21 protein-coding genes and 2 pseudogenes are annotated in these 24,892 nt (G+C 37.7%); 18 read left to right on the forward strand and 5 right to left on the reverse strand.

What is annotated here, in order from left to right:
* Positions 1–66: 66 nt before the first annotated feature.
* The 5 genes from ACVBAX_RS11940 to ACVBAX_RS11960 all read left to right on the forward strand — a co-directional run bounded on the left by ACVBAX_RS11940 (position 67) and on the right by ACVBAX_RS11960 (position 5,453).
* Entirely contained in the window at positions 67–1,251 is a 1,185-nt protein-coding gene (locus ACVBAX_RS11940) for a galactokinase (RefSeq protein ID WP_447117227.1), read from the forward strand.
* Positions 1,248–2,237 carry a UDP-glucose 4-epimerase GalE gene (galE, locus tag ACVBAX_RS11945; protein WP_447117228.1) on the forward strand — a complete coding sequence of 330 codons (990 nt, stop codon included), beginning with the start codon at positions 1,248–1,250 and terminating at the stop codon, positions 2,235–2,237. The genes ACVBAX_RS11940 and galE overlap by 4 nt, the downstream gene beginning before the upstream one ends.
* Before the next feature lie 18 nt (positions 2,238–2,255).
* The gene (gene galT / locus ACVBAX_RS11950) at positions 2,256–3,743 is read left to right on the forward strand and encodes a UDP-glucose--hexose-1-phosphate uridylyltransferase (RefSeq protein ID WP_447117229.1); all 1,488 of its coding nucleotides are present in this window, start codon (positions 2,256–2,258) and stop codon (positions 3,741–3,743) included.
* Positions 3,744–3,904: 161 nt separating this feature from the next.
* Positions 3,905–4,876, forward strand: coding sequence for a bile acid:sodium symporter family protein (locus tag ACVBAX_RS11955; protein ID WP_447117230.1), 972 nt, complete (start codon positions 3,905–3,907; stop codon positions 4,874–4,876).
* Positions 4,877–5,024: 148 nt separating this feature from the next.
* The gene (locus ACVBAX_RS11960) at positions 5,025–5,453 is read left to right on the forward strand and encodes a VOC family protein (protein ID WP_430776409.1); all 429 of its coding nucleotides are present in this window, start codon (positions 5,025–5,027) and stop codon (positions 5,451–5,453) included.
* A 66-nt stretch (positions 5,454–5,519) separates the two neighbouring features.
* Here the strand turns inward: ACVBAX_RS11960 and ACVBAX_RS11965 are convergent, their stop codons facing one another.
* A complete protein-coding gene (locus ACVBAX_RS11965; RefSeq protein WP_430776408.1) occupies positions 5,520–5,819 on the reverse strand; it encodes a hypothetical protein in 300 nt (99 codons plus the stop codon).
* Positions 5,820–6,098: 279 nt separating this feature from the next.
* Between ACVBAX_RS11965 and ACVBAX_RS11970 the strand changes: the two genes are divergently transcribed.
* On the forward strand, positions 6,099–8,471 hold the full coding sequence (locus ACVBAX_RS11970) for a polyprenyl synthetase family protein (protein ID WP_447117231.1): 2,373 nt from the start codon (positions 6,099–6,101) through the stop codon (positions 8,469–8,471).
* A 264-nt stretch (positions 8,472–8,735) separates the two neighbouring features.
* The gene (zupT, locus tag ACVBAX_RS11975) at positions 8,736–9,536 is read left to right on the forward strand and encodes a zinc transporter ZupT (protein WP_430776406.1); all 801 of its coding nucleotides are present in this window, start codon (positions 8,736–8,738) and stop codon (positions 9,534–9,536) included.
* Positions 9,537–9,586: 50 nt separating this feature from the next.
* Here zupT and ACVBAX_RS11980 read toward each other — a convergent pair.
* Positions 9,587–9,787: pseudogene (locus ACVBAX_RS11980) on the reverse strand (Organic hydroperoxide resistance protein OhrA); the annotation flags it as partial.
* A gap of 229 nt (positions 9,788–10,016) precedes the next feature.
* Here ACVBAX_RS11980 and ACVBAX_RS11985 point away from each other — a divergent pair.
* Positions 10,017–10,505 carry a YhcN/YlaJ family sporulation lipoprotein gene (locus ACVBAX_RS11985; RefSeq protein WP_447117232.1) on the forward strand — a complete coding sequence of 163 codons (489 nt, stop codon included), beginning with the start codon at positions 10,017–10,019 and terminating at the stop codon, positions 10,503–10,505.
* A 42-nt stretch (positions 10,506–10,547) separates the two neighbouring features.
* Here the strand turns inward: ACVBAX_RS11985 and ACVBAX_RS11990 are convergent, their stop codons facing one another.
* The 3 genes from ACVBAX_RS11990 to ACVBAX_RS12000 all read right to left on the reverse strand — a co-directional run bounded on the left by ACVBAX_RS11990 (position 10,548) and on the right by ACVBAX_RS12000 (position 13,142).
* Positions 10,548–11,465 carry an aldo/keto reductase gene (locus ACVBAX_RS11990; RefSeq protein ID WP_447117233.1) on the reverse strand — a complete coding sequence of 306 codons (918 nt, stop codon included), beginning with the start codon at positions 11,463–11,465 and terminating at the stop codon, positions 10,548–10,550.
* Between the two features lie 373 nt (positions 11,466–11,838).
* On the reverse strand, positions 11,839–12,678 hold the full coding sequence (locus tag ACVBAX_RS11995; protein ID WP_447117234.1) for a sensor histidine kinase: 840 nt from the start codon (positions 12,676–12,678) through the stop codon (positions 11,839–11,841).
* A complete protein-coding gene (locus ACVBAX_RS12000; RefSeq protein ID WP_447117235.1) occupies positions 12,675–13,142 on the reverse strand; it encodes a hypothetical protein in 468 nt (155 codons plus the stop codon). The genes ACVBAX_RS11995 and ACVBAX_RS12000 overlap by 4 nt, the downstream gene beginning before the upstream one ends.
* Positions 13,143–13,372: 230 nt before the next feature.
* On the opposite strand from ACVBAX_RS12000, the pseudogene ACVBAX_RS12005 reads away from it, so the two are divergent.
* The 10 genes and pseudogenes from ACVBAX_RS12005 to ACVBAX_RS12050 all read left to right on the forward strand — a co-directional run bounded on the left by ACVBAX_RS12005 (position 13,373) and on the right by ACVBAX_RS12050 (position 24,515).
* Positions 13,373–13,863, forward strand: a pseudogene (locus ACVBAX_RS12005) (methylated-DNA--[protein]-cysteine S-methyltransferase).
* Positions 13,864–14,136: 273 nt separating this feature from the next.
* Positions 14,137–15,612: a M81 family metallopeptidase gene (locus tag ACVBAX_RS12010; RefSeq protein ID WP_447117236.1), complete on the forward strand. Its 1,476-nt coding sequence runs from the start codon at positions 14,137–14,139 to the stop codon at positions 15,610–15,612.
* A 75-nt stretch (positions 15,613–15,687) separates the two neighbouring features.
* On the forward strand, positions 15,688–16,560 hold the full coding sequence (locus tag ACVBAX_RS12015; RefSeq protein WP_447117237.1) for a Cof-type HAD-IIB family hydrolase: 873 nt from the start codon (positions 15,688–15,690) through the stop codon (positions 16,558–16,560).
* 17 nt (positions 16,561–16,577) lie between these two features.
* Positions 16,578–17,498 (forward strand): LysR family transcriptional regulator, encoded by a 921-nt coding sequence (locus ACVBAX_RS12020; protein WP_391559980.1) that lies wholly within the window; start codon positions 16,578–16,580, stop codon positions 17,496–17,498.
* A 33-nt stretch (positions 17,499–17,531) separates the two neighbouring features.
* Positions 17,532–18,935: a M24 family metallopeptidase gene (locus ACVBAX_RS12025; RefSeq protein ID WP_447117238.1), complete on the forward strand. Its 1,404-nt coding sequence runs from the start codon at positions 17,532–17,534 to the stop codon at positions 18,933–18,935.
* Between the two features lie 28 nt (positions 18,936–18,963).
* A complete protein-coding gene (locus ACVBAX_RS12030; protein ID WP_447117239.1) occupies positions 18,964–20,274 on the forward strand; it encodes a hypothetical protein in 1,311 nt (436 codons plus the stop codon).
* Positions 20,275–20,520: 246 nt separating this feature from the next.
* The gene (locus tag ACVBAX_RS12035; protein ID WP_447117240.1) at positions 20,521–21,921 is read left to right on the forward strand and encodes a PTS transporter subunit EIIC; all 1,401 of its coding nucleotides are present in this window, start codon (positions 20,521–20,523) and stop codon (positions 21,919–21,921) included.
* Entirely contained in the window at positions 21,905–23,020 is a 1,116-nt protein-coding gene (locus ACVBAX_RS12040; RefSeq protein ID WP_447117241.1) for an oxidoreductase, read from the forward strand. The genes ACVBAX_RS12035 and ACVBAX_RS12040 overlap by 17 nt, the downstream gene beginning before the upstream one ends.
* A gap of 23 nt (positions 23,021–23,043) precedes the next feature.
* Positions 23,044–23,982, forward strand: coding sequence for a DMT family transporter (locus tag ACVBAX_RS12045; protein ID WP_447117242.1), 939 nt, complete (start codon positions 23,044–23,046; stop codon positions 23,980–23,982).
* A gap of 2 nt (positions 23,983–23,984) precedes the next feature.
* The gene (locus ACVBAX_RS12050) at positions 23,985–24,515 is read left to right on the forward strand and encodes a PTS sugar transporter subunit IIA (protein ID WP_447117243.1); all 531 of its coding nucleotides are present in this window, start codon (positions 23,985–23,987) and stop codon (positions 24,513–24,515) included.
* Positions 24,516–24,892: the final 377 nt, after the last annotated feature.

The following is a 24,892-nucleotide window of genomic DNA, read 5'->3' on the forward strand; positions in this document are numbered from 1 at the left end:
ATATTTAAAACCATTGTTAAAGATATTCATTAGATTTTTACTAGAAGAAGTGGAAGGATGATAACCATGGAGAAACAGGAATTATTTAAGAAGTTTGTAGAGATATTTAAAGTAGAAGATCATGTGCGACTCTTTTTTTCACCAGGGAGAATTAACCTTATCGGAGAACACACGGATTACAATGGAGGGAATGTGTTTCCGGCTGCCATTACTTTCGGAACGTACGGATTAGTAAGGGAAAGGGAAGACCGTTTGGTTCGTATGTATTCAGAGAACTTTCCAGAAAAGGGGATCATTGAATTTTCATTAGATTCCTTGGAATATGATGCCGCTCACAATTGGGCAAACTATCCAAAAGGTATGATTCGTTACGTTCAGGAAAGTTTCGGAATTCTGCCAAACGGATTTGACTTTTTAATCAATGGGAACATTCCAAATGGTGCGGGTCTATCATCTTCTGCCTCACTAGAAATGTTGATGGGTGTCATCCTTGATGAGGTATACGATCTGAAAATTGACAGAGTTGAGCTTGTAAAGCTAGGACAGAAGGTAGAAAACAAATTTATAGGTGTAAACAGTGGTATCATGGATCAGTTTGCGATTGGCATGGGGAAGGAAAACTGTGGCATTTTATTAGATTGTCAGACTCTTACTTACGAATATGCACCTCTTAATCTAGAAAACCACAAGATTATTATTATGAATACAAATAAGCGTCGCGAGTTAGCTGACTCGAAGTACAATGAGCGCCGAGCACAATGTGAAGAAGCTCTTGTCTGTTTGCAAGCGAAATTGGATATCGAGGCATTAGGTAGTTTAACGGAAGAACAATTTGAAGCGAATCGTGAGTTGATTGGAGATGAACTTTTAGAAAAGCGAGCAAAGCATGCCGTGTATGAAAATGGTCGTACGATTAAGGCTTTGAAAGCTCTAAAGGAAGGAAACCTTGCTTCCTTTGGAGAACTGATGAATGCTTCTCATACTTCTCTTAAAGATGATTACGAAGTAACAGGTATTGAACTGGATACACTTGTAAGTACTGCTTGGAGCCAAAAAGGGACAGTTGGTGCACGAATGACTGGGGCAGGGTTTGGAGGCTGTGCCATTGCTCTAGTAGAAAAGAATTGCGTTGATTTATTTATTAAAGAAGTCGGTGAAAGTTATTTAGAAAAAATTGGATATGAAGCAACCTTCTATGTAGCAAGTATTGGGGACGGAACGAAAGAGCTTAAGGGAGAGTTGATAGGATGAGCGTATTAGTGTTAGGTGGGGCAGGATATATTGGTTCGCACGCAGTACACCAGCTAATCGATCAAGGATACAAGGTGGTTGTGATTGATAATCTCCAAACAGGACATGAACAGGCCATCCATCCTCAAGCCACTTTTTATAAAGGGGATATAAGAGAAAAAGAGTTTTTAACCTCTGTTTTTCAAAAGGAAAAAATTGAAGGGGTTCTCCATTTTGCAGCCAATTCCCTTGTTGGTGAATCCATGGAAAAGCCACTACTGTATTTTGATAATAATGTATATGGGACGCAAGTGTTACTAGAAGTCATGAATGAGTTTGATGTGAAGAATATTGTCTTTTCATCAACTGCAGCCACATATGGTGATCAAAAAATCATGCCGATTACAGAGGATACGCCAACACTTCCGACCAATGCATATGGAGAGACGAAATTAACGATGGAAAAAATGCTGAAATGGTGCAGTGGAGCTTATGACATGAAGTATGTGGCGCTTCGCTACTTTAATGTAGCAGGAGCAAGACCTACTGGAGAAGTGGGAGAGGACCATACACCAGAAACGCATTTGATTCCGTTAGTGTTACAAGTGGCTCTCGAGCGAAGAGAGTTCATCTCTGTGTTCGGGGATGACTACAATACGCCAGATGGAACTTGTATCCGTGATTATGTACATGTAGAGGATTTAATTGCCGCACATATTCTTGCTTTCAAGTATTTAGAAAATGGTGGAGAGAGTAATGTGTTCAATCTTGGAAGTAACCAAGGATTCTCCGTGTTGGAAATTATCGAGACAGCTAGGAAAATTACGGGGCATAGCATACCTGAAAAAATCGTGGCAAGAAGAGCAGGAGATCCAGCAAAGTTAATTGCTTCTTCTGAAAAGGCAAAACAGATTCTAGGTTGGAGCCCTAAGCGTACCAATATTGATCAAATTATTGAGGACGCATGGAGCTGGCATCAGTCACATCCAAATGGGTACGAAAAGTAATGGAAGGAGAAAGACTCCATGAAAATACATGCATTGATTCAATCACTACTTGACCAATCGATGGAATGTGAAATGATTGAACCGGAAGATGAAATATATGCAAGAAACCAGCTAATGTCTCTTTTACAACTAGCTGATTACCCTGAGAAAATGGAAAGGTTAAAGGGAGCAAGTATTCCAGATGTATTAGAGCAAATCGTTCAGTATGCCTTTGAAAAAGGGATGGTTGGTATCCTCGATGCAGATAAGGAAATCTTTTCAAGCAAGCTCATGAATGTTTTAGTACAAAGACCTTCGGATGTGAATCGTCGATTTTACCGTCACTATGAAAAAGACCCAACATGTGCAACAGAGTACTTTTACCAATTGAGTCAAAATAGCAATTATATCCAAACAAAAAGTATTGCGAAGAATATTAGTTATAAAACAGATACGCCATACGGTGAACTAGATATTACCATCAATCTGTCGAAGCCAGAAAAGGATCCAAAACAAATTGCCTTAGAAAAAGAGAAAAAGCAGGATGTGCAGTATCCAAAATGTCTCCTATGTGAAGAAAACGAGGGCTACGTGGGACGTGTTGGTCACCCAGCTCGCTCTAATCATCGAATGATTCGACTAGAGCTCGAGCATGAGCCATGGTATCTTCAGTATTCTCCATATGTGTATTATAACGAACATTGTATTGTGCTTTCCAAAGAGCATCGTGATATGAACATATCTCGAAAAGGATTTGAAAGATTATTATCGTTCGTCGAAAAGTTTCCACATTATTTCGTTGGTTCAAACGCGGATCTTCCGATTGTAGGTGGATCAATATTAACACATGATCACTACCAAGGTGGGAATTATGAGTTTGCGATGGCAAGAGCCGACGAAGAGTATTCTTTTCAAATAAAGGAATTCTCAAATGTATCCGCGGCAACAGTCAAGTGGCCGATGTCGGTCATTCGCTTACGATCACGAAATAAAGAAGAACTGATACTAGCAGCGGATTATATTTTGACTAGTTGGAAGGGCTACTCGGATGAAAAGGTTGATATTCATGCGTATTCCGGAGATACACGGCATAACACGATTACTCCGATTGCTAGAATGCGAGAAGGGGAATTCGAGTTAGATTTAGTATTAAGAAATAACCGAACGAGTGAAAAGCATCCATTAGGAATCTTCCATCCGCACAGCGATGTTCACCACATTAAGAAGGAGAATATCGGACTAATAGAGGTCATGGGACTAGCGGTTCTCCCTGCTAGACTAAAGGAAGAATTAGAAGAAGTAAAAGCGTATGTATTAGGAAAGTCTGAACTAGTTAAAGACTATCATCTCTCATGGGCGGAAGAATTAAAGAGCAAGTACGAAACAGAATGGTCGGATAATACAGCAGAAGAAATGTTAAGAAAAGAAGTAGGGTTGAAATTCCAACGAGTGCTTGAGGATGCGGGAGTATTTAAAAGAGATGCATATGGTCAAGAGGCATTTCGACGTTTCTGCAACAGCCTTTAGAAAAAAATATTTGATTTGTAAAAAACGAGAGCCTATCACGATGTAAAGGCTCTCATTTTTTATTATAAAATTTTACTAAAAAAATTTGTCAAAAAATATTACAAAATTATAAATGTTTGGAGTATAATGAAAACTATATTTTTCACAGGGGGTATACAACTATGAAAGCATTAGAAAAAGCAGGAATATTTGCAGGAAATACCTTTGCTTATTGGGTACTACTTTTTGCAGGGTTGGCATTATTATTTCCTACAGGTTTTACTTGGATTGGTCCTCATATCCCATTATTATTGGGAGTGATCATGTTTGGGATGGGTATGACGTTATCGGTAAATGACTTTAAAGAGGTTTTCAGACAACCGAAAGCAGTATTTATCGGTGTATTGGCACAGTATTTAATTATGCCTTTACTAGCATTTGCACTGGCATATGGTCTCGGTCTACCTCCGGAGGTTGCGGTAGGTGTGATTCTAGTGGGAGCTTGCCCGGGGGGAACATCTTCAAATGTTATGACGTATTTAGCAAGAGGGAACACGGCCTTATCTGTATCGATTACATCTGTTTCAACTTTATTAGCTCCAATTCTAACTCCGGCCATCACTCTTTTATTAGCAAGTAAATGGTTACCGGTGTCACTAAGCGCTATGTTTATATCTGTTGTCAAAATCGTTCTTGTACCGATTATCTTAGGGTTGATTGTGAAAGCTCTGTTCCGAACTCAAGTTGAGAAAAGCGTTAAAGCTCTTCCGTTAGTGTCTGTTATCGGAATCGTGGCCATTGTGGCAGCGGTTGTTAGCGGAAGCAAAGAGAGAATTCTTGAAAGTGGTTTATTGATTTTAGCAGTTGTTATTTTACACAATGCATTAGGATATCTATTAGGTTTCCTAGCAGCTAAAGTGTTGAAAATGGATTACAGTGACCAAAAAGCGGTTTCTATTGAAGTGGGAATGCAAAACTCTGGACTTGCTGCGGCATTGGCTGCTGCACATTTCTCTCCACTGGCAGCAGTACCAGGAGCAATCTTCAGTGTATGGCACAATGTATCAGGCTCACTTCTTGCAAATTATTGGGGAAAGAAAGCTGAAAAAGCAAATAATAGTCCAACTGGAGACTCAGTAGAAATTCAAAAATAAAATGAAACCCGTACTCTTTGATAAAGTGTACGGGTTTTTTATTTGAGGAAAATGGAAAATCTAGTTATAGAAATATTGCGTAGATAGGCTTATTCTGGTATTCTATTGTAGAACATTTGTTCTATAAAATTTAAAAAAGAGGTGTCTTATGATTTTAGGAATTCATCCGTATTTAGTGTTGAATGGAAATGGGCAAGAAGCGGTTAAGTTTTATGAAGATGCAATAGATGCAAAGGTAGTTTCTCTTCAGACATTTGGAGATATGCCAGACAATCCGGAATACCCTACTCCTCCTGAAGCAAAAGACCGAGTGTTAAATGCACATTTAAAGATAGGAAATTCTGATCTCATGCTTTCTGATACATTCCCAGGACAGCCGTATCCGATTGGATCTCAAGTAACAATCGCAATAATAATTAATAGTGTTGAAAAAACAAAAGCAGTGTTTGAAAAATTACAAGATGGCGGAGAGGTATTAATGCCACTACAAGAAACCTTCTGGAGTCCAGCTTATGGACAGGTAACTGATAAATTTAATATGACTTGGCAGGTTTCAACAGAGATTAAAAATGATTAATTAGAAGTTATAATTGATTGAATGTCATGAGAAACCGCCCTAAGATCAACCTTAGGGCGGTTCCTATCAACTTAAATATGAAAAGTTAATTCTTGGTTCAGATACGATGAACAGCTGTCCATTCTTTTCTTCAAGACCTAATCGAAACGTGTTTGGGTTTCCAGGTATGGTAATATCAACAAATTCGGGTGTATCATTGTTTTTATCCAATTTAAACTCTACATAAGTGTGCGTACCAACATGAAAACGCCGAAGTATTTTTTGATGCTTAACTTCACAAAAGATTGCCTCGTGTAAATTTACGCTAGTAAGCTCCTTCCCTAATAAAGAGCGTAACCGTTCTATAACATCTGCCTTACTAATCATTTTCTTCTTTCCTTTCACAACTAAATCCATATTGCTTGGTTTCATGGTTATCTTTGTTATACATTCATTGTATACATCAAACTCAAAGAAGCAAACATTGTTTCATGACAAAAGTCGAGAGAATCCCATTTATAAACAGCTTTCATAAAATTTAAGGTAATTTTATGGCTAATAAATATATAATGATAGAATAAAATGACACGATAAAAATGGAATAATTATATGGAAACTACGATATTAAATACATATAGAAGATCATTAGTAGAGGGAATGTGTTGAATGACTGATGAATTAATAATAAATGCAGAGCTTTGTTATCGGCAGGCCGAAGAAAAGGCCGAACGATATTTCCAAACACTTAATAATGAGATCGAAAAAAAAACCTATGCAAAAGCCTTAATCAATGATATACATTCGTGGAAACACAATCATATTCGACATCATTCCCTATTATCCATGTTCTCTAATCGAGAGAAACGTGCAAGTTCAAAAGGATATCAAAGTTACCTTCAATGGTTAGACCATACGGGTAAATTAGAGAACTACTTAGACCGGAGTATTTCTTATCTTTATATGAGAGACCTCGGAAAATCATTAAACTCTGCCGAGACGCAGGCTAGTATTAGCCGCACGGTAAATAGTTGGAAGAAGAGTATTCTTTTAAATGGAGAAAATCAAAATGATTTATTAGGAATGGCCGGCTTGTACCGGAAGGCTCAAGAGGAAGGTATTGAGTTAACCATGATCTGGTTAATAGGCAAGTTGAAGACCGTTTCTGAGAATATTCCAGAGGGAATGGATGCAGAACATGCTCAAAGGAAGTTGATCAAAATCATTGCTGGTGTCCTTATGCATGTTCTTGAAGAGATGGATGACAAGATATCTTCTGAAGAAAGGTCTAAAAAGCTGGATGAAGCGATCCGGCTAGGATATTGCTATGGTTTAACGTATCCGTTTATCGACGACCTTCTCGATGCGAAGCTGTTGTCGGATGAAGAGACCCAGTGGTATACGAATTTGATTCGTACGACCCTAACAACAGGGACTGTGCCTGAATTAGGAGGCTGGTCAGGAAAGAACGAACCTTTAATTCGTTTTATACATCAAGAGTTAGGTGCAGCTTTTGAATATATTAAAGCACATCAAAGACCTGAATCTCTGACATTGTTTTTCGAGCAATCGTATGTCTTTTTCCAATCTCAAGAAGTAGATAGGCAGAGGGATTTATCTCATTCCGCTTATACAAATGAAGATTTGTATGTACCAATCATTTTAAAATCATCTTCGTCACGTTTAATTGCACGTTCCGTCCTGGATGCTCCTCAAGATGAGGGATTTTCGGATCGTACGTTCTATTATGGTATATATAATCAGTTAGCAGATGATTTTGCAGATATGTTTGATGATATGAAGGATGGTGCGGTCACTCCATATACCTATTACATGAAGTATAAAGGGGTACGAAATGATTTAATCAATCCTTTTGAAATGTATTGGACCGTTATCTACTACCTTATACATAAGGTCTTTCAGTCAGATAAGAAAACATGCGAGGTAATTTTGGATCGAGCCATCAATGGCTTAAAACGCTTTAAAGAAAAAATGGGAACTAAGAAGTACAATGAAGTAATGGTGATGTTTGCTACAGATAATCAAATGTTTACTCGTCTCATACAGAAGATGGTTAGAAAAGCGGATGATGTGGATTTCTTTGATAAATTACTTCGAGATCACATCATTACGACTCTAAGAAACGAGAGGAAAGAGCAAGAGGAATTTCTAAATACCATTGACGAGCTTCGGAATGAAATCAACAACCTTTTACCTATAGCTCATAACAAAGATGTAGCTGTGCCTAACCAATCGATTATTGAAGCATCTAATTACAGCCTTGAAGGTGATGGGAAACGGCTGCGGTCGATCATGGCTTGGGTAATGGGGGTACAGGGATTCAGTTTAAATAAGGAATCCATCCTTCCTTTATTAAAATCATTGGAGTATTTGCATACTGCTTCTCTCATTTTCGATGATCTTCCCTCTCAAGACAATTCAGATACTCGAAGAGGGAGGCCAACCCTTCACCATGTATATAACATAGCGGTAGCTGAAATATCGGGTATATTTTTGACCCAGAAAGCGATGGAAGAACAAGCATCTCTAGGTTCCTATGAACCCCAAACGGTATTAAAGCTTATACATTACTCAGCACAAATGACGGGGGTTATGTGTCAAGGTCAGGCGATGGACCTTGGATCGAAAGGGAAGAAATTAAGCATAGACCAACTGAATCAACTGAGTATGTATAAAACCGGATTAGCGTTTGAAGCTTCCCTGGTTATGCCAGCCATTCTTGCGGAGGCAAGCCCAACAGAAATAGAAGCTTTGAAAAAGTACGCACGCCATGCTGGCATTGCTTTTCAAATCAAAGATGATCTCCTTGATGTAGAAGGTGATGTGAACCTGCTAGGAAAGCCTACAGGTCAAGATACAGGAAATAATAATTCTACCTTTGTCTCTATTCTAGGGAAAGATGGTGCAAAAAAGGAAATGTGGGAGCACTTCTGTCTCGCAACGCAAGCATTGCAGGAGATTCCGCGAAATATCCCTTTTTTAAGGCATTTATTGAATTATATCGTGAACCGTGATCATTAATGATTCCTTATAAAGGGGTCATTTTTTTTTAACTATGAAAATAGTGATTGCCGTACGGATGGGAAAAATATATAATAAAAGTTGTATTAGGGAAACAAATGTTTACTCATGAAATTTTTAAAGTTTATGGCACATTTTTTATACACACACATATCCTTTATAAAGATTAGTGAAATAGCTATATTTTTTTATGAAAAAGTTTGATTAAGGAACATATTATCCTTGGTCCAAGTAACTTTAACGATAATTAAGGAGGATATTACAATGACGGAGAATCTGTTGTTGGCTTTTGGGTTAACTTTAATGGCAGGGCTTGCCACGGGGATTGGTAGTGTATTAGCATTTTTTACCTCTACAACCAACACAAAATTTCTTTCTGTTACTCTCGGTTTTTCGGCAGGTGTGATGATCTATGTTTCTATGATTGAGATCTTCATAAAAGCAAAGGATGCACTTGTAGGTTCTATGGGAAATGTGTTAGGTAACTGGATGACAGTGGCGGGTTTTTTCGGAGGGATGTTGTTAATTACATTAATTGATAAATTTATCCCTAAACAAGGAAATCCACATGAGCTGAAAAAAGTTGAGGATATGAACGATAAACCAAACAATCAGGCCCTTTTAAAAATGGGAACTTTTACAGCGCTAGCAATTGCAATTCATAACTTTCCTGAGGGGATTGCGACGTTTACTTCAGCTTTGCAGGATCCTGGTTTAGGTATTGCTATAGCGGTAGCGATCGCTATTCATAATATACCTGAGGGGATTGCTGTTTCGGTGCCTGTTTATTTTGCCACTGGTGATAAGAAAAAGGCATTCAAACTGTCATTTTTATCCGGACTATCAGAACCAGTTGGCGCGTTAGTTGCTTATTTATTTTTGATGCCTTTCTTAAACGATGTAATGTTTGGCATCATCTTTGCCGCTGTGGCAGGAATTATGGTATTTATTTCACTTGATGAATTATTACCTGCCGCGAAAAGATATGATGAAACGCATCTATCCATCTACGGGTTAATCGGCGGAATGGCTGTAATGGCACTCAGTTTGTTATTATTCATTTAAATGGATACGTAAAAAGGCTTTCGACAGTTGCTCGAAAGCCTTTTTTGTGCTTATTCTACAATTTCTAAAGTTACGTCGATATTTCCTCTAGTTGCTTTTGAGTACGGACAGAAATGATGAGCTTTTTGAACTAAGTCTTCTAAGACACCTCATTCAATACCAGTACCTTTTACTTGAAGTGTTACACCTAGCTTAAAGCCTTGGTCTGTTTCATCTTTTATAAGGCTAACGTTTGCTGTTACTTGTGATTCAAATTTTATTTTATAAAATTCATTCTATAATCAACTACTTCAAAAGTTGAATACAGCTAGTTTAAAATGAGATCTGTTACGACGAGGTTTTAAGAAAAATAATGAATAGCTAGGTAAGAAGGTCCTTCCGCTACGGTTGGACTTTTTGCATGTTACAGCCTCTCATCCTGAATATATCTATCATTTTTAGCCAACATATAGGTTGAAAGAATGATCAGGAGTGAGTGCTTTGAACAGATATATGTTGTTTTTAGTTGTAACGGTAATGTCATTTTTTCTATCTGGCTGCGGATTTAATAATCATGCTAATGAAACTGAGGATCAGAAAGCAAATATAAGCCAAGCAAAGGCTAGAATCTTAAAAGATGAAACAGAAAAGGTAGATCCTACGATCAGGGTATCACAACTAGCAGAACAATATGTTGAGAAATTAGAGGAAGTAGAACGAGCAAATGTTATTTACTCCAACAACAATGCGTATGTTGCTATTAAACCATACCAAAATGAAAGTCTGTCAGAAGTGTTAGATCAAAAGATAGCTGACCAGGTACGAAAAGCAGATAATAAAATCCATAAAGTGTATGTATCTATAAATCCAGACTTTTTTACAACGATGAAATCCTATTCACATGATATAAGGTCTGGCAGGAACAAAGTTAGTTTATATCGAGATTTTTCTAATACAGTTTTGAACTTTTTTGGGGTTGAAAGTGAATAAATAACACACTCGGCTTTGTGGTGCGAGTGTGTTTGTATATGTTTATGGAAGGATATTTCCTGCTGCACGATAAATGCTATACCATTCTTCACGAGTAAGGTGGACTTCGCTAGCATGGATGCAATCCTTTAATCGATCTAGATTCGTAGTACCAACAACAGGTTGCATCTTGGCAGGATGACGTAGGATCCATGCAATCGCAATCGTTGTATTGCTTACATTGTATTTTTCTGCTAGTTGATTAATTTGTTGATTCAATTCAGGGAATTTTTCATTTCCTAAGAAAGTTCCTTCAAAGAAACCATATTGGAATGGAGACCATGGTTGAATCGTGATGTCGTTTAGACGACAGAAATCAAGGATGCTGCCATCGCGATTAATCGCTGATTCATTTTCCATATTCACGTTAATTCCACTAGAAATCATCGTGGCATTTGTGATACTAAATTGTAGTTGGTTAGCTACAATAGGTTGTTTTACATATTTTTTAAGAAGTTGAATTTGCATTGGATTTTGGTTTGACACGCCGAAATGACGAACCTTTCCAGATGTTTCAAGGATATCAAAAGCTTCAGCTACCTCTTCAGGTTCAACCAAAGCATCTGGTCGGTGTAGAAGTAGTGTATCCAGATAATCGGTTTTAAGACGCTTTAAAATGCCGTCTACTGACTCTAAAATGTATTCTTTAGAGAAATCAAACATCCCTTTTCTTATGCCACATTTGGATTGAAGGATCATTTTTTCACGAATATCGTCATTCATGTTGATAGCATCTGCAAATATTTCTTCACAAGCACCACCTCCATATATATCCGCATGATCAAAGAAGTTAGCTCCTTCTTCTAATGCAGTTTTTATAAAGCGCTCAACTTCGGGTTTTTCAAGTGCACTTATTCTCATACAGCCCACTGCAACAACTGGTACCTCTAATGTGCTATTTCCTAGTCTAATCGTTCTCAAGTGTGTTTCCTCCCAAGTGTACGATAGGGTAATTGTTGAGTGAATAGTTCCCAATGCTCTATTATCAACGCATTAACCAATCATAAGCATAATGTGCACGCTTTCACGAGTGTGTACAAGCATATTTTGCCATAACCTGTGGTCTTATTCAACTATTAACTATGTTTGGGATGGATGTTGAGTCCGAATGAAGCTCTGATAAGGACAGGGATTGGATTATGAAGGTAGTCGGAGTCCGAATAAAGCCCTCATTCGGACAGAAATATGAACTAGAAGGCATCCGTGTCCAAATCATACCATCAAATGTGCATAAGTTGGCCAATCAACCTCCCTTTAAAAAAGGATCCTCGTTTTCACAAAAGAGAATCCATTATTAAACCACTTTTTTTGGGAAAATAATTTTAAAGCAAACTAGATCTTTATCAATTTTTACTTGTACGTCACCGTTGTATTTTTGTGTAATTTCTTTAATAATCGAAAGCCCAAAGCCTCTGCTTCTACTTTGTTCTCTAGGCTTGGTCGATTGTTCAATCTGAAAAAACGTTTCGTCAAATTTCTTTAGTGTACTCGAATTTTTTACTTCTATGACAACCGTCCGGTGTAGTTCCTGTATTAGGACAGAGATTTTTCGTTGTTCCTCTGGTAATTCCATCGTCGCGTCATAGCCATTATCTAACAAGTTACTCATTAAGCGAATAAAGTCCGTTGAGGAAATCATTTTCATAATCTCCTCGCTTGATATGTTTAGTAAAAATGCAATATGATCTCTCTTGAACTTTTCCATTTTAGTAAAAAGAACAGAGGCAAGAATCGGATTATTGATTTTTAATACTTGGTTGTTTATGTGGATATCACCAATTAATTCTTTCACATAGTTTTCAACTTCGGTGTAATTTCCGATTTTTAACAATCCAGAAATAACCGTCAAATGATTATTCAGGTCGTGACGATCCGACCGTACTGAAGCAACTAACGAATGAAACTCCTTTTCATGAGTAGTTTCAGCGAGTTGAACTTTCTGTTTGGTTTCGCTTTGATAGATTTTTCCTATTATAAATAAAGAAGCAATATTTAATAAGATAACGATGAACATGCTTGCTGGAACACCAAGGATAAACGTGGTTTCCTTCATAATATATAAAGAACCAATAGACATAAAGGTTAAAAATATTTGTAGCAGTACAACAAAAATTAATGGAACAATTCCTTTCATTGGAACCTGCTAGCTAGATACGGGATTTTTATGTTCTTTTTATAGAAAACATATGCAGCCAGAGCCATCGGAAGATTGGTTGCGTTAGCGATCAATATGCGTTTCCAAGGACTAGCTAATATAGTTTCCATTTCTAAAGAAAATAATTGTATATATAAAAGAATAAATACTGTCTGAAACGTGAAAATCAAAATATAAAAAATTAAAGCAAACAAGAATCCTTGAATAATCTTTAATTTAAAGAATAAAGAGGCCAATATAGCAACAACAACAAATAGTAAATAAACCTTAAACGAAAAGGTCATATACTGATCCGCAAAAAATGCTATTGCAGAATATAAAACTGATAATAATAAATAGGACTGTCCATTTGCTTTTATAGAAATTCCGAGTAGCACGAAAGTTAGTGCAACCGCGGCTAGTGTTTCTGGTAATGATAGTAAAAAATAACTGTACCAAGCCATGAATATTCTCTCCTAAAATGATAGTAATGTTTAAAAGTATAATAAATAATAGCATGGATTTGTTCGTATTAACAAACTAATTTCGACAATTTATGAGTTTTATTTGAATGTACTTATAGTACAAAAATAATAAGATGTTTTTTCACCATCGATGTATGAATATAGAGCAATTACGACAAATTGGGAAAGTTGGCAAGCATATGTGACTTTCTATTTATGGAGGTCTCTTTATGACTACTAACACATATATAATCGATTATCAGTCACCAATAGGAGTATTAGAAATGATCGGATCAATGAATGAGATTTATTCCATCATGTTCGTAGACCGGGAGCAGATTCAACATACCATTCAAGAGGAAACCCCTAAAGTATTAATAGATTGTTTGAATCAAATCGATGAATATTTTAAGGGGACACGCCAAGTATTCACTTTTCCTTACAAATTAGAGGGAACAAATTTTCAGCAAACAGTGTGGAAGGCATTAGCCAGTATCACGTTTGGTGAAACAGGAACTTATAAGGAACTTGCTATAAAGATTAACAATGAAAAAGCAATTAGAGCAGTTGGTCATGCAAATGGTAGAAATAAGCTAAGTATTGTCATCCCATGCCACAGAATCATTGGTACTAGTGGGAAGTCACAGGATATGCGGGTGGATTGTGGCGGAAGGAATGGTTGCTACAGCATGAAAAAGAAGTGTTTATTGGGAAAAGTTAATCGGAAGCTCTTATCACAAAGGTGATAGAGCTTTTTTTTATAAAAAAATCTGACATTCAATAGATATACCCTGGAAAAGAATCTTACAAGTACTTTGTAAGCCAATATATATAGTAATAGAATGTCTATAACTCTCGAGGACTAGTATTGCTATAACATGTAGTTATAACTCACATAATTTATGCGTATTTGTTTTATGGCAAAAGGGAAAGTAAGATTGTTTTAGAATAAGGATTCGAAAAATTCAAAAATATCTACTTGGAGGAATTGTATATGAAAGTACTAATTGGATCATTTACTGCAGAATCAAATTCATGGAACCCGTTTTATGAGACACTTGATCAGTTTGATATCGGGTATGATGATGTTGTTCTAAAATATATGTTCTGTGAAGATGTTTTTAAAGCAAATGGAATTGAAGCTATTCCTACCATCTATGCAAATGGTGGAGCGAATGGATACATAGAAAAAGATGCATTTATGTTTATAGCGAATAAGATGATCGATACGGTCAGAGAAAGAAAAGATGAACTTGATGGCATATTGCTCTTCCTTCATGGTGCTAGCCATGTAGTGGATTTAGAAGAGGATGCGGGTGAGTTGTATATTCTTGAAAGAATCCGTGAAATTGTTGGGTTTGATATGCCAATCGCGATTACGATGGATCCTCATGGAAATGTAACAGAACGTTATACTCAACTCGCCAATATTATTCGCTGCTATCGTCAATCTCCACACTGGGATAGAGAAGAGTGTCACCATGATGTCGCCGAATTATTTGTCAAACTACTAAAAAACCCAAGACCTCTTAAACCAGAATATGTTCGTGTTCCGATTTTAGTAGGAGGACAAAGAAGTGTGTCAGCGGATGAACCGATGTGCTGGATTAATGAGCTCTTAGATAAAACCGAAACAATAGAAGGAATTATGAGTGCTTCCTATCATATTGGATACAGTCATGCGGATAGTGCACTATGTGGGGCTGGTGTGATTGTCGTTCCTGAAAGTGACGAGTATCAGGAGCTGGCAGCACAAAAAGCAAAGGAAATTGCAGATTTTGCGATGGAGAATAGAGATGTATTTCATTTCACAGGGTACGCGCTAGAACCAGAAGAAGCCGTTGAGGAAGCTATTATTACTGACAAATGGCCAGTGTTTATGACAGATGCAGGGGATAATGCAACTGGTGGATCGTTTGCATACAATACTCTTCTATTAAAAATGTTCCTTGCTCGAGAAAGCTTAAACAATAAAAAGGTTTTATTTGCAACGATTAATGACCCGAAAGCGTGCAAAAGGTTAATGACTCAGAAAATAGGTGATCATGTCCATTTTTCACTCGGAATGGCTATTGATGAGGAATCTCAGCCAGTCGATATTACTGGGGTGATAACGGCAATGGGAGATTTAAATACCTTCTACGCCTATCCTCATAAAATTGGGGATACCGTAACAGTGAAAATCGATGGGACAGAAATCTTTGTTGTCGTAGCCAACCATCTCACGGCTTTTCGAGAAATTCAACAGTTTGAAACAGCTGGCTTAGACTACAAGGATTACGACATTATCGTGGTAAAACAAGGCTATCTGTATACGGAGGAGCTAGAGCTAGCCGGAAGAGACATTATGGCATTAACCCCGGGAATTACCTTCCAGAATGTTGAAAAACTAGAGTTTAAAAATCTCATTCGTCCAATGTATCCACATGATAAAGAATACTTCGATGCTTTAAATAAAGTACAGGTCTAATTCAAGTACACATAGAAAGTTCGCGAGTGCGGGCTTTCTTACATTATATGAAAAATTTTTAGAAGAGGTATCGACATGGTTAAATTAGTGGCAGTTGATTTAGATGGAACGCTCTTAAACAAGAAAGGCATTATTTCTCCTTATACGGCTTCGGTGATTAACAAGATACAGGAAAAAGGAATTGAGTTTGTTGTATGTACAGGAAGGGATTATAGTATGTCTCTTCAGCCTTTAGTAGACGCGGGGATATCGTGTGATTTCATTTGTGCAAGTGGTGCATCGACATACAAAGCTGATGGCAGTATCCATGAAGAGATATACTTCACTCACGAGCTAGCCAATAGCATTAAAGAAAGCTTCGAAAAAAGAGATATTTATATGGAGCTTTTTACATCGGAAGGGAGAATGACAAACTTTACTACCGAAAAGGCAAGAGAGTATCTCTTTGATGAATGGATGGAAACGCAAATTCATGGAAAGATCCTCCATGATAAAGAGGAATGTTTATATTTTGCTAATGTATTAATGGAAACAACGAAACAGGAAGTGAAACTTGAAGATGTATTTTCCAAAGGTACTAGAATCTATAAAATATGTACGGCTAAAATGGACATTCCACTCATAACAGAGCTCAGAGAAGAACTATCAAAAATAAATGGGATCTCAGTAGAATTCTCCTATGCCTTTAATGCTGAAATTACTGTATCAGGTGCCCAAAAAGGAGCGGCTGTCGCTCGATATGCAAGAGCAAAAGGAATTGAAATGAACGAGGTCATGGTGATTGGTGATAGTGAAAATGACCGGTCAATGCTTAGCGTGGACTTCGGATATACGGTTGCAATGGGGAATGCTAGCGAAAGTATTAAGGAACTTGCTAAATTTATTACCAAATCGAACGATGAAGATGGTGTAGCATTTGCAATTGAAAATTATGTACTGAAACCATGATCAGGGAGTGAAAGCAGTTGAGTGAACAAAATATACAGCTCTATCGCATCTTTAGTGAAGTGGCAAGACTAGGGAATATAACTCATGCTGCAAAAAATCTCTATATTAGCCAACCAGCTGTTAGTAACGCCATCAATAATCTTGAGAGTAGCTTAGGCGTCACATTATTTATGCGAAAAAGTAGAGGCGTTCAACTTACAGAAAAAGGAGAGCTATTTTATAAGCATGTAAAATCAGCCTTTGACATTTTGGAGAAAGGCGAGTTCGAGATTAAACAGACAGAAAATCGGAAAATTGGCAGGATCAGTATAGGCTTAAGCACAACGATGTGTCATTTTGTGATGAGACCATTTCTGAAAAAGTTTATTGAAGAACATCCTTATATTGAGATTTCTCTCATTAACCAGTCCTCCTATCAAACATTTAATATGCTAGAAGAGTATGGACTTGATATTGGCATAACCACAGAACCTATGAAGAAGAACATGTTTGAATACTATCCTTTCATGCAATACAAATACATCTTTGTGGCAACTCCCTCTTACATCAATAACTTAAAGCTTCGTGAGGCCAAAAATATTTTTGACTATTTTGCTTTTGGCAATTTAATGTTGCTCCATAAAACACATCCACTTAGACAAAGCGTTGATCAGTATTTTTTTCAAAATGGTTTTACTATCGGACATACCCTTGAAGTCTCTAATATGGATTTGCTAATAGATTTTTCTAAAATGGGAATGGGAATCGGATATGTGATAAAGAATTTCGTGTTAGATGAACTAGAGGAAGGATCGTTAATCGAGTTGCCGCTGGATATCCCGCAAGTAAATCGAAGTTTCGGGCTTACCTATAACAAAACGGCCCATTTATCCACACCTATGTCAATTTTCATTGATTTATTTAAAGAAGTGCATGAGAGGATGCAAGAGGTCAGTTAAACGTTTGGATAAAAATTAGATAGGAGCATATATATGACAACTTTAATGGAAACCATCACTTATAGCGAGGTACCAGCTCCAACCACAGAACCAGCAAGGGTACCAGTGGATTTAACCGATGAAACGATGCAGCTTCATAAAGAAAAAGTTCTCAAACGTATGAAAGAGGATAAGATGGATGTCCTATTTGTGTACGCCGATCGGGAGCATGGGACAAATTTTGGCTATCTTGCTGGATTTGAACCGAGATTTGAAGAAGCTGTTCTTGTTTTACACAGTTGTGGAAAGGCCTATATGTTATTAGGAAATGAATCCGTACGAATGGGGCAGTATAGCAGAATTGCAGTCGAAGTGGTACATACACCCTATTTTTCTCTTCCGAACCAACCGATGGGAAACACAAAAACACTTGCTGAGTTAATTGAATCGGCAGGAGTATCAGAAGGGATGAATGCGGGAATTGCTGGATGGAAATTGTTCACTAGTTCCTTAGAAGATAACGAACAAATCTTTGATGTTCCCTACTTTATTGTTCATGCAGTGAAAAAGGTAGTCGGAGAGGCTGGACGAGTGTGGAATGCGACATCCCTGTTTATTCATCCTGGAAAAGGTGTTCGAGTTAATATGAATGCAAACGAAATTGCTCATTATGAATTTGGGGCATCTGTGGCTTCGTCTTGTGTTCTCCAAGTGCTAGATAAACTTAAGCCAGGACTAACAGAAATGGAACTTGCTAGTGAATTGGCCGTTTATGGACAGCCGAACAATGTACAGACCATCTGCGCTACAGGGGACCGATTTACAAACGCAGTTGTTGCTCCGAGGGCAAAAAAGGTAAGCATAGGAGATAAATTTGCCTCAACTCTCGGATATCGAGGGGGTCTAACTAGCCGTTCAGCTTATGTTGTTTCTACTAAAGAGGAGCTACCAATAGAGGTAGAAGATTATTTAGATGTTGTCGCAAGACCCTACTATGCAGCGAGTGTTACTTGGTATGAAAATATGGCAATTGGTATAACCGGACAGGAAATGTACGACTTAATAGAATCTGTACTACCAAAATCAAAATATGGATGGAAACTTAATCCAGGACATTTAACGGCTGGAGAAGAATGGATGTCTTCCCCTATTTACCCAGGATCGGATATTGCTGTTTCAAGCGGAATGTTATTTCAAATGGATATTATTCCAAGTGTTTCAGGCTATGGTGGAGCCAATGCCGAGGATGGGGTAGCTATAGCTGATGAGGAACTTAGAAAAGAGCTAGCCACAACCTATCCTGAAGTATGGGAACGAATCCAAGCAAGACGAGATTATATGATTCACACACTTGGAATTCAATTGAAACCAGAAATTTTACCATTATCCAATATCAATGGATACATGCGCCCCTATCTATTGAACAAGACTTATGCCTTTAAAGTAGAAAGAGATTAATAGAAAAAATTAATAGGAGGAGTTCTATATGTTAAAAGTAAGCATGGCAAAAGCGATCATTAATCCGGAGTTTCCGTGCAAAATGGAAGGTTATCATGAAGTAAGATTTAGTTTATTTCAAAAGAACGAAAACGGTGAAGTACTCGATCCGATGCGAACGGCTTACGGAGCTAGAGACAACCTTCTATTAGATACGTTATACATTGAGGCTGAAAACGGAAAGGGAGTGGTGATTCACATCCCAGACATCATTATGATTGAACAATCCTTTGGAGATCGTGCAAAGTCTGCATTATCAAAACATTTTGACATGGACGAAAACCAGTTTATCATTGGCTGTTCACATACACATGCCAGTCCGTTAGTGTCTACAGGAATGAATGAAGATCTTGAGCCAAATCAAGAGTATCTAGAGTTATTGATAGAAAAGATGATTGAAAATACCGCGTATTGCCTTTCTCATAAAAAGGAAGCAGAAGTCACGTGGGATAGCCATCAAATTGAGGGTTTTTACTGTAGTAGACAAGGTTTGGATGGAGAATATTTTGATAAAATTGAATCGCTTCTCTTCAAAAATGAAGAAGGGTTTGGAGTAGCAAAGTTATTAAATATGGCATGCCATCCAACGGTGCTAGATAATAAAAATCTGCTTGTTTCGAATGATTTTTTCGGAGTGATCCGTCGTTACTTGCAAGAAATCGATGGTGTTCCTGTGGCCATTGCCAATGGGGAAGGAGGAGATACTAGTACCCGTTTAACCAAGCGAGCAGGAGACTGGGAGGAGACCGTTCGCATTGGAGAGGGGATTGCCAAGCAAATCTTAGAGGAAAATAAGCCGAAAAAGCTACCTTTTTCAGATGTTGTAATCACAGAAGTTCCATTTACCATCGATTATGTTCCGGCAGAAAATAATTACCTTCTAACGAAAAAGGTAGAGTTAGAGGAAAAACTCCAAAACCTTGACCCGAATAGTCAAGAGGCTATTTTAATCTCGGCTTGTTTTCTAGTGGACGTAAATGAAAAATTAGAATTAGATCGTATCCATTATGACCTGTCTAGCTATATCTATGATTTTGGTTCCTTCCGTCTTGTGACGTTTCCAGGAGAAATTGATACACAGCTAGCTAAGAAGCTTCGAAATGCCGATGATAAGCCTACTTTTGTCATGGCCTATACAAATGGCTTTTATTATTACGCTGTTAATAAAGCGGAGTATGGCAGCAATCATGAATCTTTTAACTCTAGATTTCCATATGGTGGCGCAGATGAATTTATTGATAAAATTATATCTAGTTACTCTAAACATATAGTTGAACCAGAAAAAAGTTTTCTGAAATAAGCTGTCCTTATATCTCACATTTTTTATACGTATTTGTTCTAACCTTTTGTCAGGATTACAATTTAAATAGTAAGAAAATTAAAAAAACAGGGAATGTTATTCAACGAATGCATCCTTGTTTTTTTACAATCTAGTATTAAAGCTTCAGCCTTTTCGCGTAACGATTCCTAGGAATGGCCAAATCTAGCGTGAGAGAATGAGCGATCCAAATGATTGTAACTATTAAAAGAGTAGGGAGATGAAAGAATGTCGAAAAATGATGCAAAGATGAAGTTGGCTGAAGCTGTTCTTGAAACGATAGGTGGAGAAAAGAACGTCAGGATGGCGAGTCATTGTTATACTCGCTTACGTCTAACAATCAATGATTCTTCTATCATCGATGAGGGAAAAATAAAGGACATTCCTGGCGTGTTAGGCGTTGTTATTAGAGGAAATGAGTGTCAAATTGTCATTGGAAACGAAGTCTCCGCGGTATTCCACTCACTAATGACATTAGGTGATTTCAAAGAATCTACGGACCAAGTTCAGAAGACGGAAGAAGGCAAAAAGGTAAGCTTCTTTGTAAAATTATTAGATTTTATTGCAGGCACCTTTTCACCTATTATTCCCGTCTTGATTGCAGGGGGTCTAACAGGTGCAGTATTAACAATTTTGACGAATTTCTTCGGAGTGAAAAGTGATTCAGGAACATACATTGTCTTTTCAGCCGTAAACCAAGCAGCCTTTTATTTCCTTCCAGTATTTATTGGATATAGTGCAGCACGTAAATTAAATGTGAATGCTTACCTGGGGGCGTTTCTTGGAACTATCTTACTCTTCTCCACCATCAACGGAGCAGAAGGCCTTTCCTTTTTAGGAATTAGTATTCACCAAACGACCTACAATACAACCGTTTTCCCCGTTCTTCTAGCGGTTGCGTTTATGTCCGTTGTATATAAATTCTTTGATAAGAGAATACCGGCAGTGATTAAAACCGTATTTTTACCTCTACTTACTATGATTATTACCATCCCTGTTACTTTAATTGTGTTAGGACCTATTGGTGACATTATTGGAACTTATTTTTCAAACGGAGTATATGGACTTTATAATATGGCTCCACCTTTAGCCGTACTTGTCATCGGTGCAGCTACTCCATTCCTTGTTTTCTTCGGAATGAACAATGCATTATATCCAGTCTTATTCGCTATTTTTGCAGCAAAGAACTTTGATCCATTAATTGTAGCGGGGATGTTATCAGCGAATATTGCGGTTGGTGCGGCATGTTTATCCGTTGGCTTAAAAGCGAGTGCTCCATCACTTCGAAGTGTTGGTATCTCTACTGGAGTCACTGGACTGTTAGGAATTACGGAACCAGGGGTGTACGGAATCCTATTCCCGATGAAGCGTCCTTTAGTGGCCGCTGTGATTGGAGGGGGAGTTGGAGGTCTGCTTTGCGGGTTCCTTAAAGTAGCTGGTTACGCAATTGTTTCTCCAAGTTTAGCTTCCATTGTCACTTTCATACCAGCAGACGGAACAATGAATAACTTCTATGGAGCTCTTGCGGTGGTTGCAGTATCATTCATCGTTTCATTTGGAGCAGCTTGGGTACTAGGAACGAAAGAAAATACAGTGAAGAAGGAAGGATTAAATGAGCTTGCTGTTTGAACCATTACAAATTAACCACACAGTCATTAAGAACCGAATCTGTCTCCCATCGATGGTCATTGGAAGTTACAGTGATGAAAGCGGGATGGTGTCAGAGAAAAATATTGAGCATTATGTTAGCTTCGCTAAAGGAGGTACGGGACTAATTATTCAAGAGGCTGCAAGTCCATCCACTTACGGGAAAGTAGCTGATGACCAGTTGGCTGTATGGAGTGATGAACATATTCCGGGCTTAAAGAAAATTGCAGATGCTGTACATGCAGAGGGAACAACAATTCTAGCACAGATTTGTCATGCGGGTGTAACTGCAATAGAAGAAGAGACATTTTGTCCAAGTGAGTATAGCTGTACAAAAAACGACCGGTTCCGAACAGGAACACCATTAACATTGGAACATATTAAAAGGATTCAGGATGATTTTGTGAATGCGGCCGTAAGGATATGGAAGGCTGGATACGATGGAATTGAACTGCATGGGGCCCATCGATACTTAATCTGCCAGTTCTTTAATTCTCGTGTGAACAAAAGAACTGATGAGTATGGACAAAATCGATCATTATTTGTAATTGAGATTATCAATCGAATTAGAGAGATTGTTCCGGAAACATTTATTATCGGAATCCGATTAGGTGCTTTTGAACCAACACTTGAAGATGGAATCGCCCATGCAAAAGAGTTAGAGAAGCATGGTATTGATTATCTTAATATTTCTTATGGCTGTACAGGGGAATTTGATAGCTACGTACCCGAAGATTATCCTTTTAAGGATGTAATTTATGCCGCAGCTGAAATTAAGAAACATGTCAATGTACCTGTTTTCACTGTAAACGGAATTAAGACTCCGGAAATGGCAGAAGAAATCCTAAAGGTAACAGGTGTTGATGCAGTGAATATTGGAAGAAGTATGCTGGTTAACCCAAACTGGGCAAATGATGCAAAAGCCAATCAGGATACGGGTAAATGTCTTGTTTGTAGGCAGTGCATGTGGCATAACACTCCACCGAAATGCCCAGGTAGAAAAATTCTGAAACGAAGATTAGAGCGGCAGAAGGAAAAAGCCAACGAAAATAAAGTGGAAAGTCGACAAAGAATCGTTTAATGACTTTTGAGATTGGAGCATAAATGAAGAATGATAAACTATCAATCCTATGGTTATCAATTGCGATCATCAGCTTTAGTTCCTTCGAGGTAGTTAGTAAGACAGTAATTGGTTATATTGACGCAACGCAGTTAACATTCATAAGGTTTTTAACGGGCGGACTCTTTTTACTTCCATTTGCGATTGTAGATTTAAAAAAGAGACACCAAAATATATCGGGCAAAGATTTCCTCTCTATGATTGCTTTAGGAATTTTGAATGTAGCGATTAGTATGAATATGATTCAAATCGGTTATCAGTATACAAATGCTAACTTGTCAGCAGTTATTATTAGTGCCAATCCCATTTTTGTGGCACTAATTTCTTCCTTCATATTAAAAGAACATCTATCTGTTAAAAAGATGATTGGTTTGACGATTGGAATAATAGGCGTCCTTGTTGCCCTAGGTGGTACGGGAAACCTATCACATCCACAAGTCATTGCAGGAATCGCACTGCAGGTAGTTGGCATGATTGCCTTTAGTTTTTATACGGTTTTCGGGAAAAAGACATCACAGAAATTAGGTAGTTCTGCCATGACAGCTTTTACAGATTTATTTGGGGCCCTAGCGATTTTACCAGTAGTCTATTGGAAGGGAATGGAACCATTTTCGTTTGACTTGGAACCTATCTGGTTACAAATGGTTTATATTTGTATCGTGAATACTGGGATTGCATTTTACCTCTATTTTAGAGCACTAGAATCATTGGACACGAGTCTAGGAGCCATGTCTTTTTTGATAAAACCTTTGCTTGCTAGTGTTATAGCCGCATTATTTTTAGGAGAGACAATTACGATTCATCTATTTATTGGAATCCTTTTTGTATCAATGGGAATATACCTTGTATTACTGTCTACTAAAGGCAAAAAGAACTATAAAAATATCGGAGCAAAACCGAAAGTTAAGTCTAGTACATTATAAAAATGGGGGCGGTTGTTATTTTAAAAAGAATGTTTGGAATAAAAACGGAAGCTAGTTCTGTTAATAAGTTTCAAGAAACAAACTTGTTTGTAGCTCCTTTACATGGGAAATTGTTGCCATTAACAGCCGTTCCGGATGAAGTATTTTCAAAAAAGATGCTTGGTGATGGATTTGCTATCGATCCCACTAGTGGAGAGGTGGTATCACCGATCAGTGGAGAGGTTGCTACCTTATTCCCTACAAAGCATGCAATCGGAATCATAGACGCTAATGGAAGAGAAGTATTGATTCATTTCGGTATTGATACCGTCCATTTGCAAGGGGATGGATTCAAGTCACTGGTGAAACAAGGTGAAAAAGTTACAGCAGGACAGAAAATTTTAAAAGTAGATTTGGAGTTGGTCAGGAGTAAGGCATTGTCTGTTGTAACTCCGATTGTGTTTACCAATTTAAAAGAGGGGCAAACCGTTTCCTTGCAAAACAGTGAAAATGTCCAACTAGGTCAAAAGATTAATATTGAAATAACTGAATAATATGAGTGTTGATCCTATTAATTTCATAAATTAATAGGATTTTTTAATGCTTATAACCGTTGAAGTTCCTTTTCCTCTATTCTAGGTCCGAATGAGGGGGTGATTCGGACAGGAAAAGTATATTTAGGAATTACGGAGTACGAATGAGGAGCTGATTCGGACAGCAACAGCATTGTTAGGAATTACAGAGTCCGAATAAGGGATCGATACGGACAACCCAAGCATCGCCAGGAATTACAGAGTGAGGCTTTAGTATTCAGCCCGTACTTCTATTCTACTCTATCGATAACAATTATTAGAATCGCTCCCGTTATCCGCCTTATTTTTACTAACTTGGACAAGCGCCGACGCCAACTCTCTCGCAACTTCATATATCT

This window comes from Robertmurraya sp. GLU-23 (assembly GCF_052983275.1).

Coding starts and splice junctions, on each gene's coding strand:
- ACVBAX_RS11940 (WP_447117227.1), top strand. CDS start 67: ATGGAGAAACAGGAATTATTTAAGAAGTTTGTAGAGATATTTAAAGTA.
- galE (WP_447117228.1), top strand. CDS start 1,248: ATGAGCGTATTAGTGTTAGGTGGGGCAGGATATATTGGTTCGCACGCA.
- galT (WP_447117229.1), top strand. CDS start 2,256: ATGAAAATACATGCATTGATTCAATCACTACTTGACCAATCGATGGAA.
- ACVBAX_RS11955 (WP_447117230.1), top strand. CDS start 3,905: ATGAAAGCATTAGAAAAAGCAGGAATATTTGCAGGAAATACCTTTGCT.
- ACVBAX_RS11960 (WP_430776409.1), top strand. CDS start 5,025: ATGATTTTAGGAATTCATCCGTATTTAGTGTTGAATGGAAATGGGCAA.
- ACVBAX_RS11965 (WP_430776408.1), bottom strand. CDS start 5,819: ATGATTAGTAAGGCAGATGTTATAGAACGGTTACGCTCTTTATTAGGG.
- ACVBAX_RS11970 (WP_447117231.1), top strand. CDS start 6,099: ATGACTGATGAATTAATAATAAATGCAGAGCTTTGTTATCGGCAGGCC.
- zupT (WP_430776406.1), top strand. CDS start 8,736: ATGACGGAGAATCTGTTGTTGGCTTTTGGGTTAACTTTAATGGCAGGG.
- ACVBAX_RS11995 (WP_447117234.1), bottom strand. CDS start 12,678: ATGAAAGGAATTGTTCCATTAATTTTTGTTGTACTGCTACAAATATTT.
- ACVBAX_RS12000 (WP_447117235.1), bottom strand. CDS start 13,142: ATGGCTTGGTACAGTTATTTTTTACTATCATTACCAGAAACACTAGCC.
- ACVBAX_RS12010 (WP_447117236.1), top strand. CDS start 14,137: ATGAAAGTACTAATTGGATCATTTACTGCAGAATCAAATTCATGGAAC.
- ACVBAX_RS12015 (WP_447117237.1), top strand. CDS start 15,688: ATGGTTAAATTAGTGGCAGTTGATTTAGATGGAACGCTCTTAAACAAG.
- ACVBAX_RS12025 (WP_447117238.1), top strand. CDS start 17,532: ATGACAACTTTAATGGAAACCATCACTTATAGCGAGGTACCAGCTCCA.
- ACVBAX_RS12030 (WP_447117239.1), top strand. CDS start 18,964: ATGTTAAAAGTAAGCATGGCAAAAGCGATCATTAATCCGGAGTTTCCG.
- ACVBAX_RS12035 (WP_447117240.1), top strand. CDS start 20,521: ATGTCGAAAAATGATGCAAAGATGAAGTTGGCTGAAGCTGTTCTTGAA.
- ACVBAX_RS12040 (WP_447117241.1), top strand. CDS start 21,905: ATGAGCTTGCTGTTTGAACCATTACAAATTAACCACACAGTCATTAAG.
- ACVBAX_RS12045 (WP_447117242.1), top strand. CDS start 23,044: ATGAAGAATGATAAACTATCAATCCTATGGTTATCAATTGCGATCATC.
- ACVBAX_RS12050 (WP_447117243.1), top strand. CDS start 23,985: ATGGGGGCGGTTGTTATTTTAAAAAGAATGTTTGGAATAAAAACGGAA.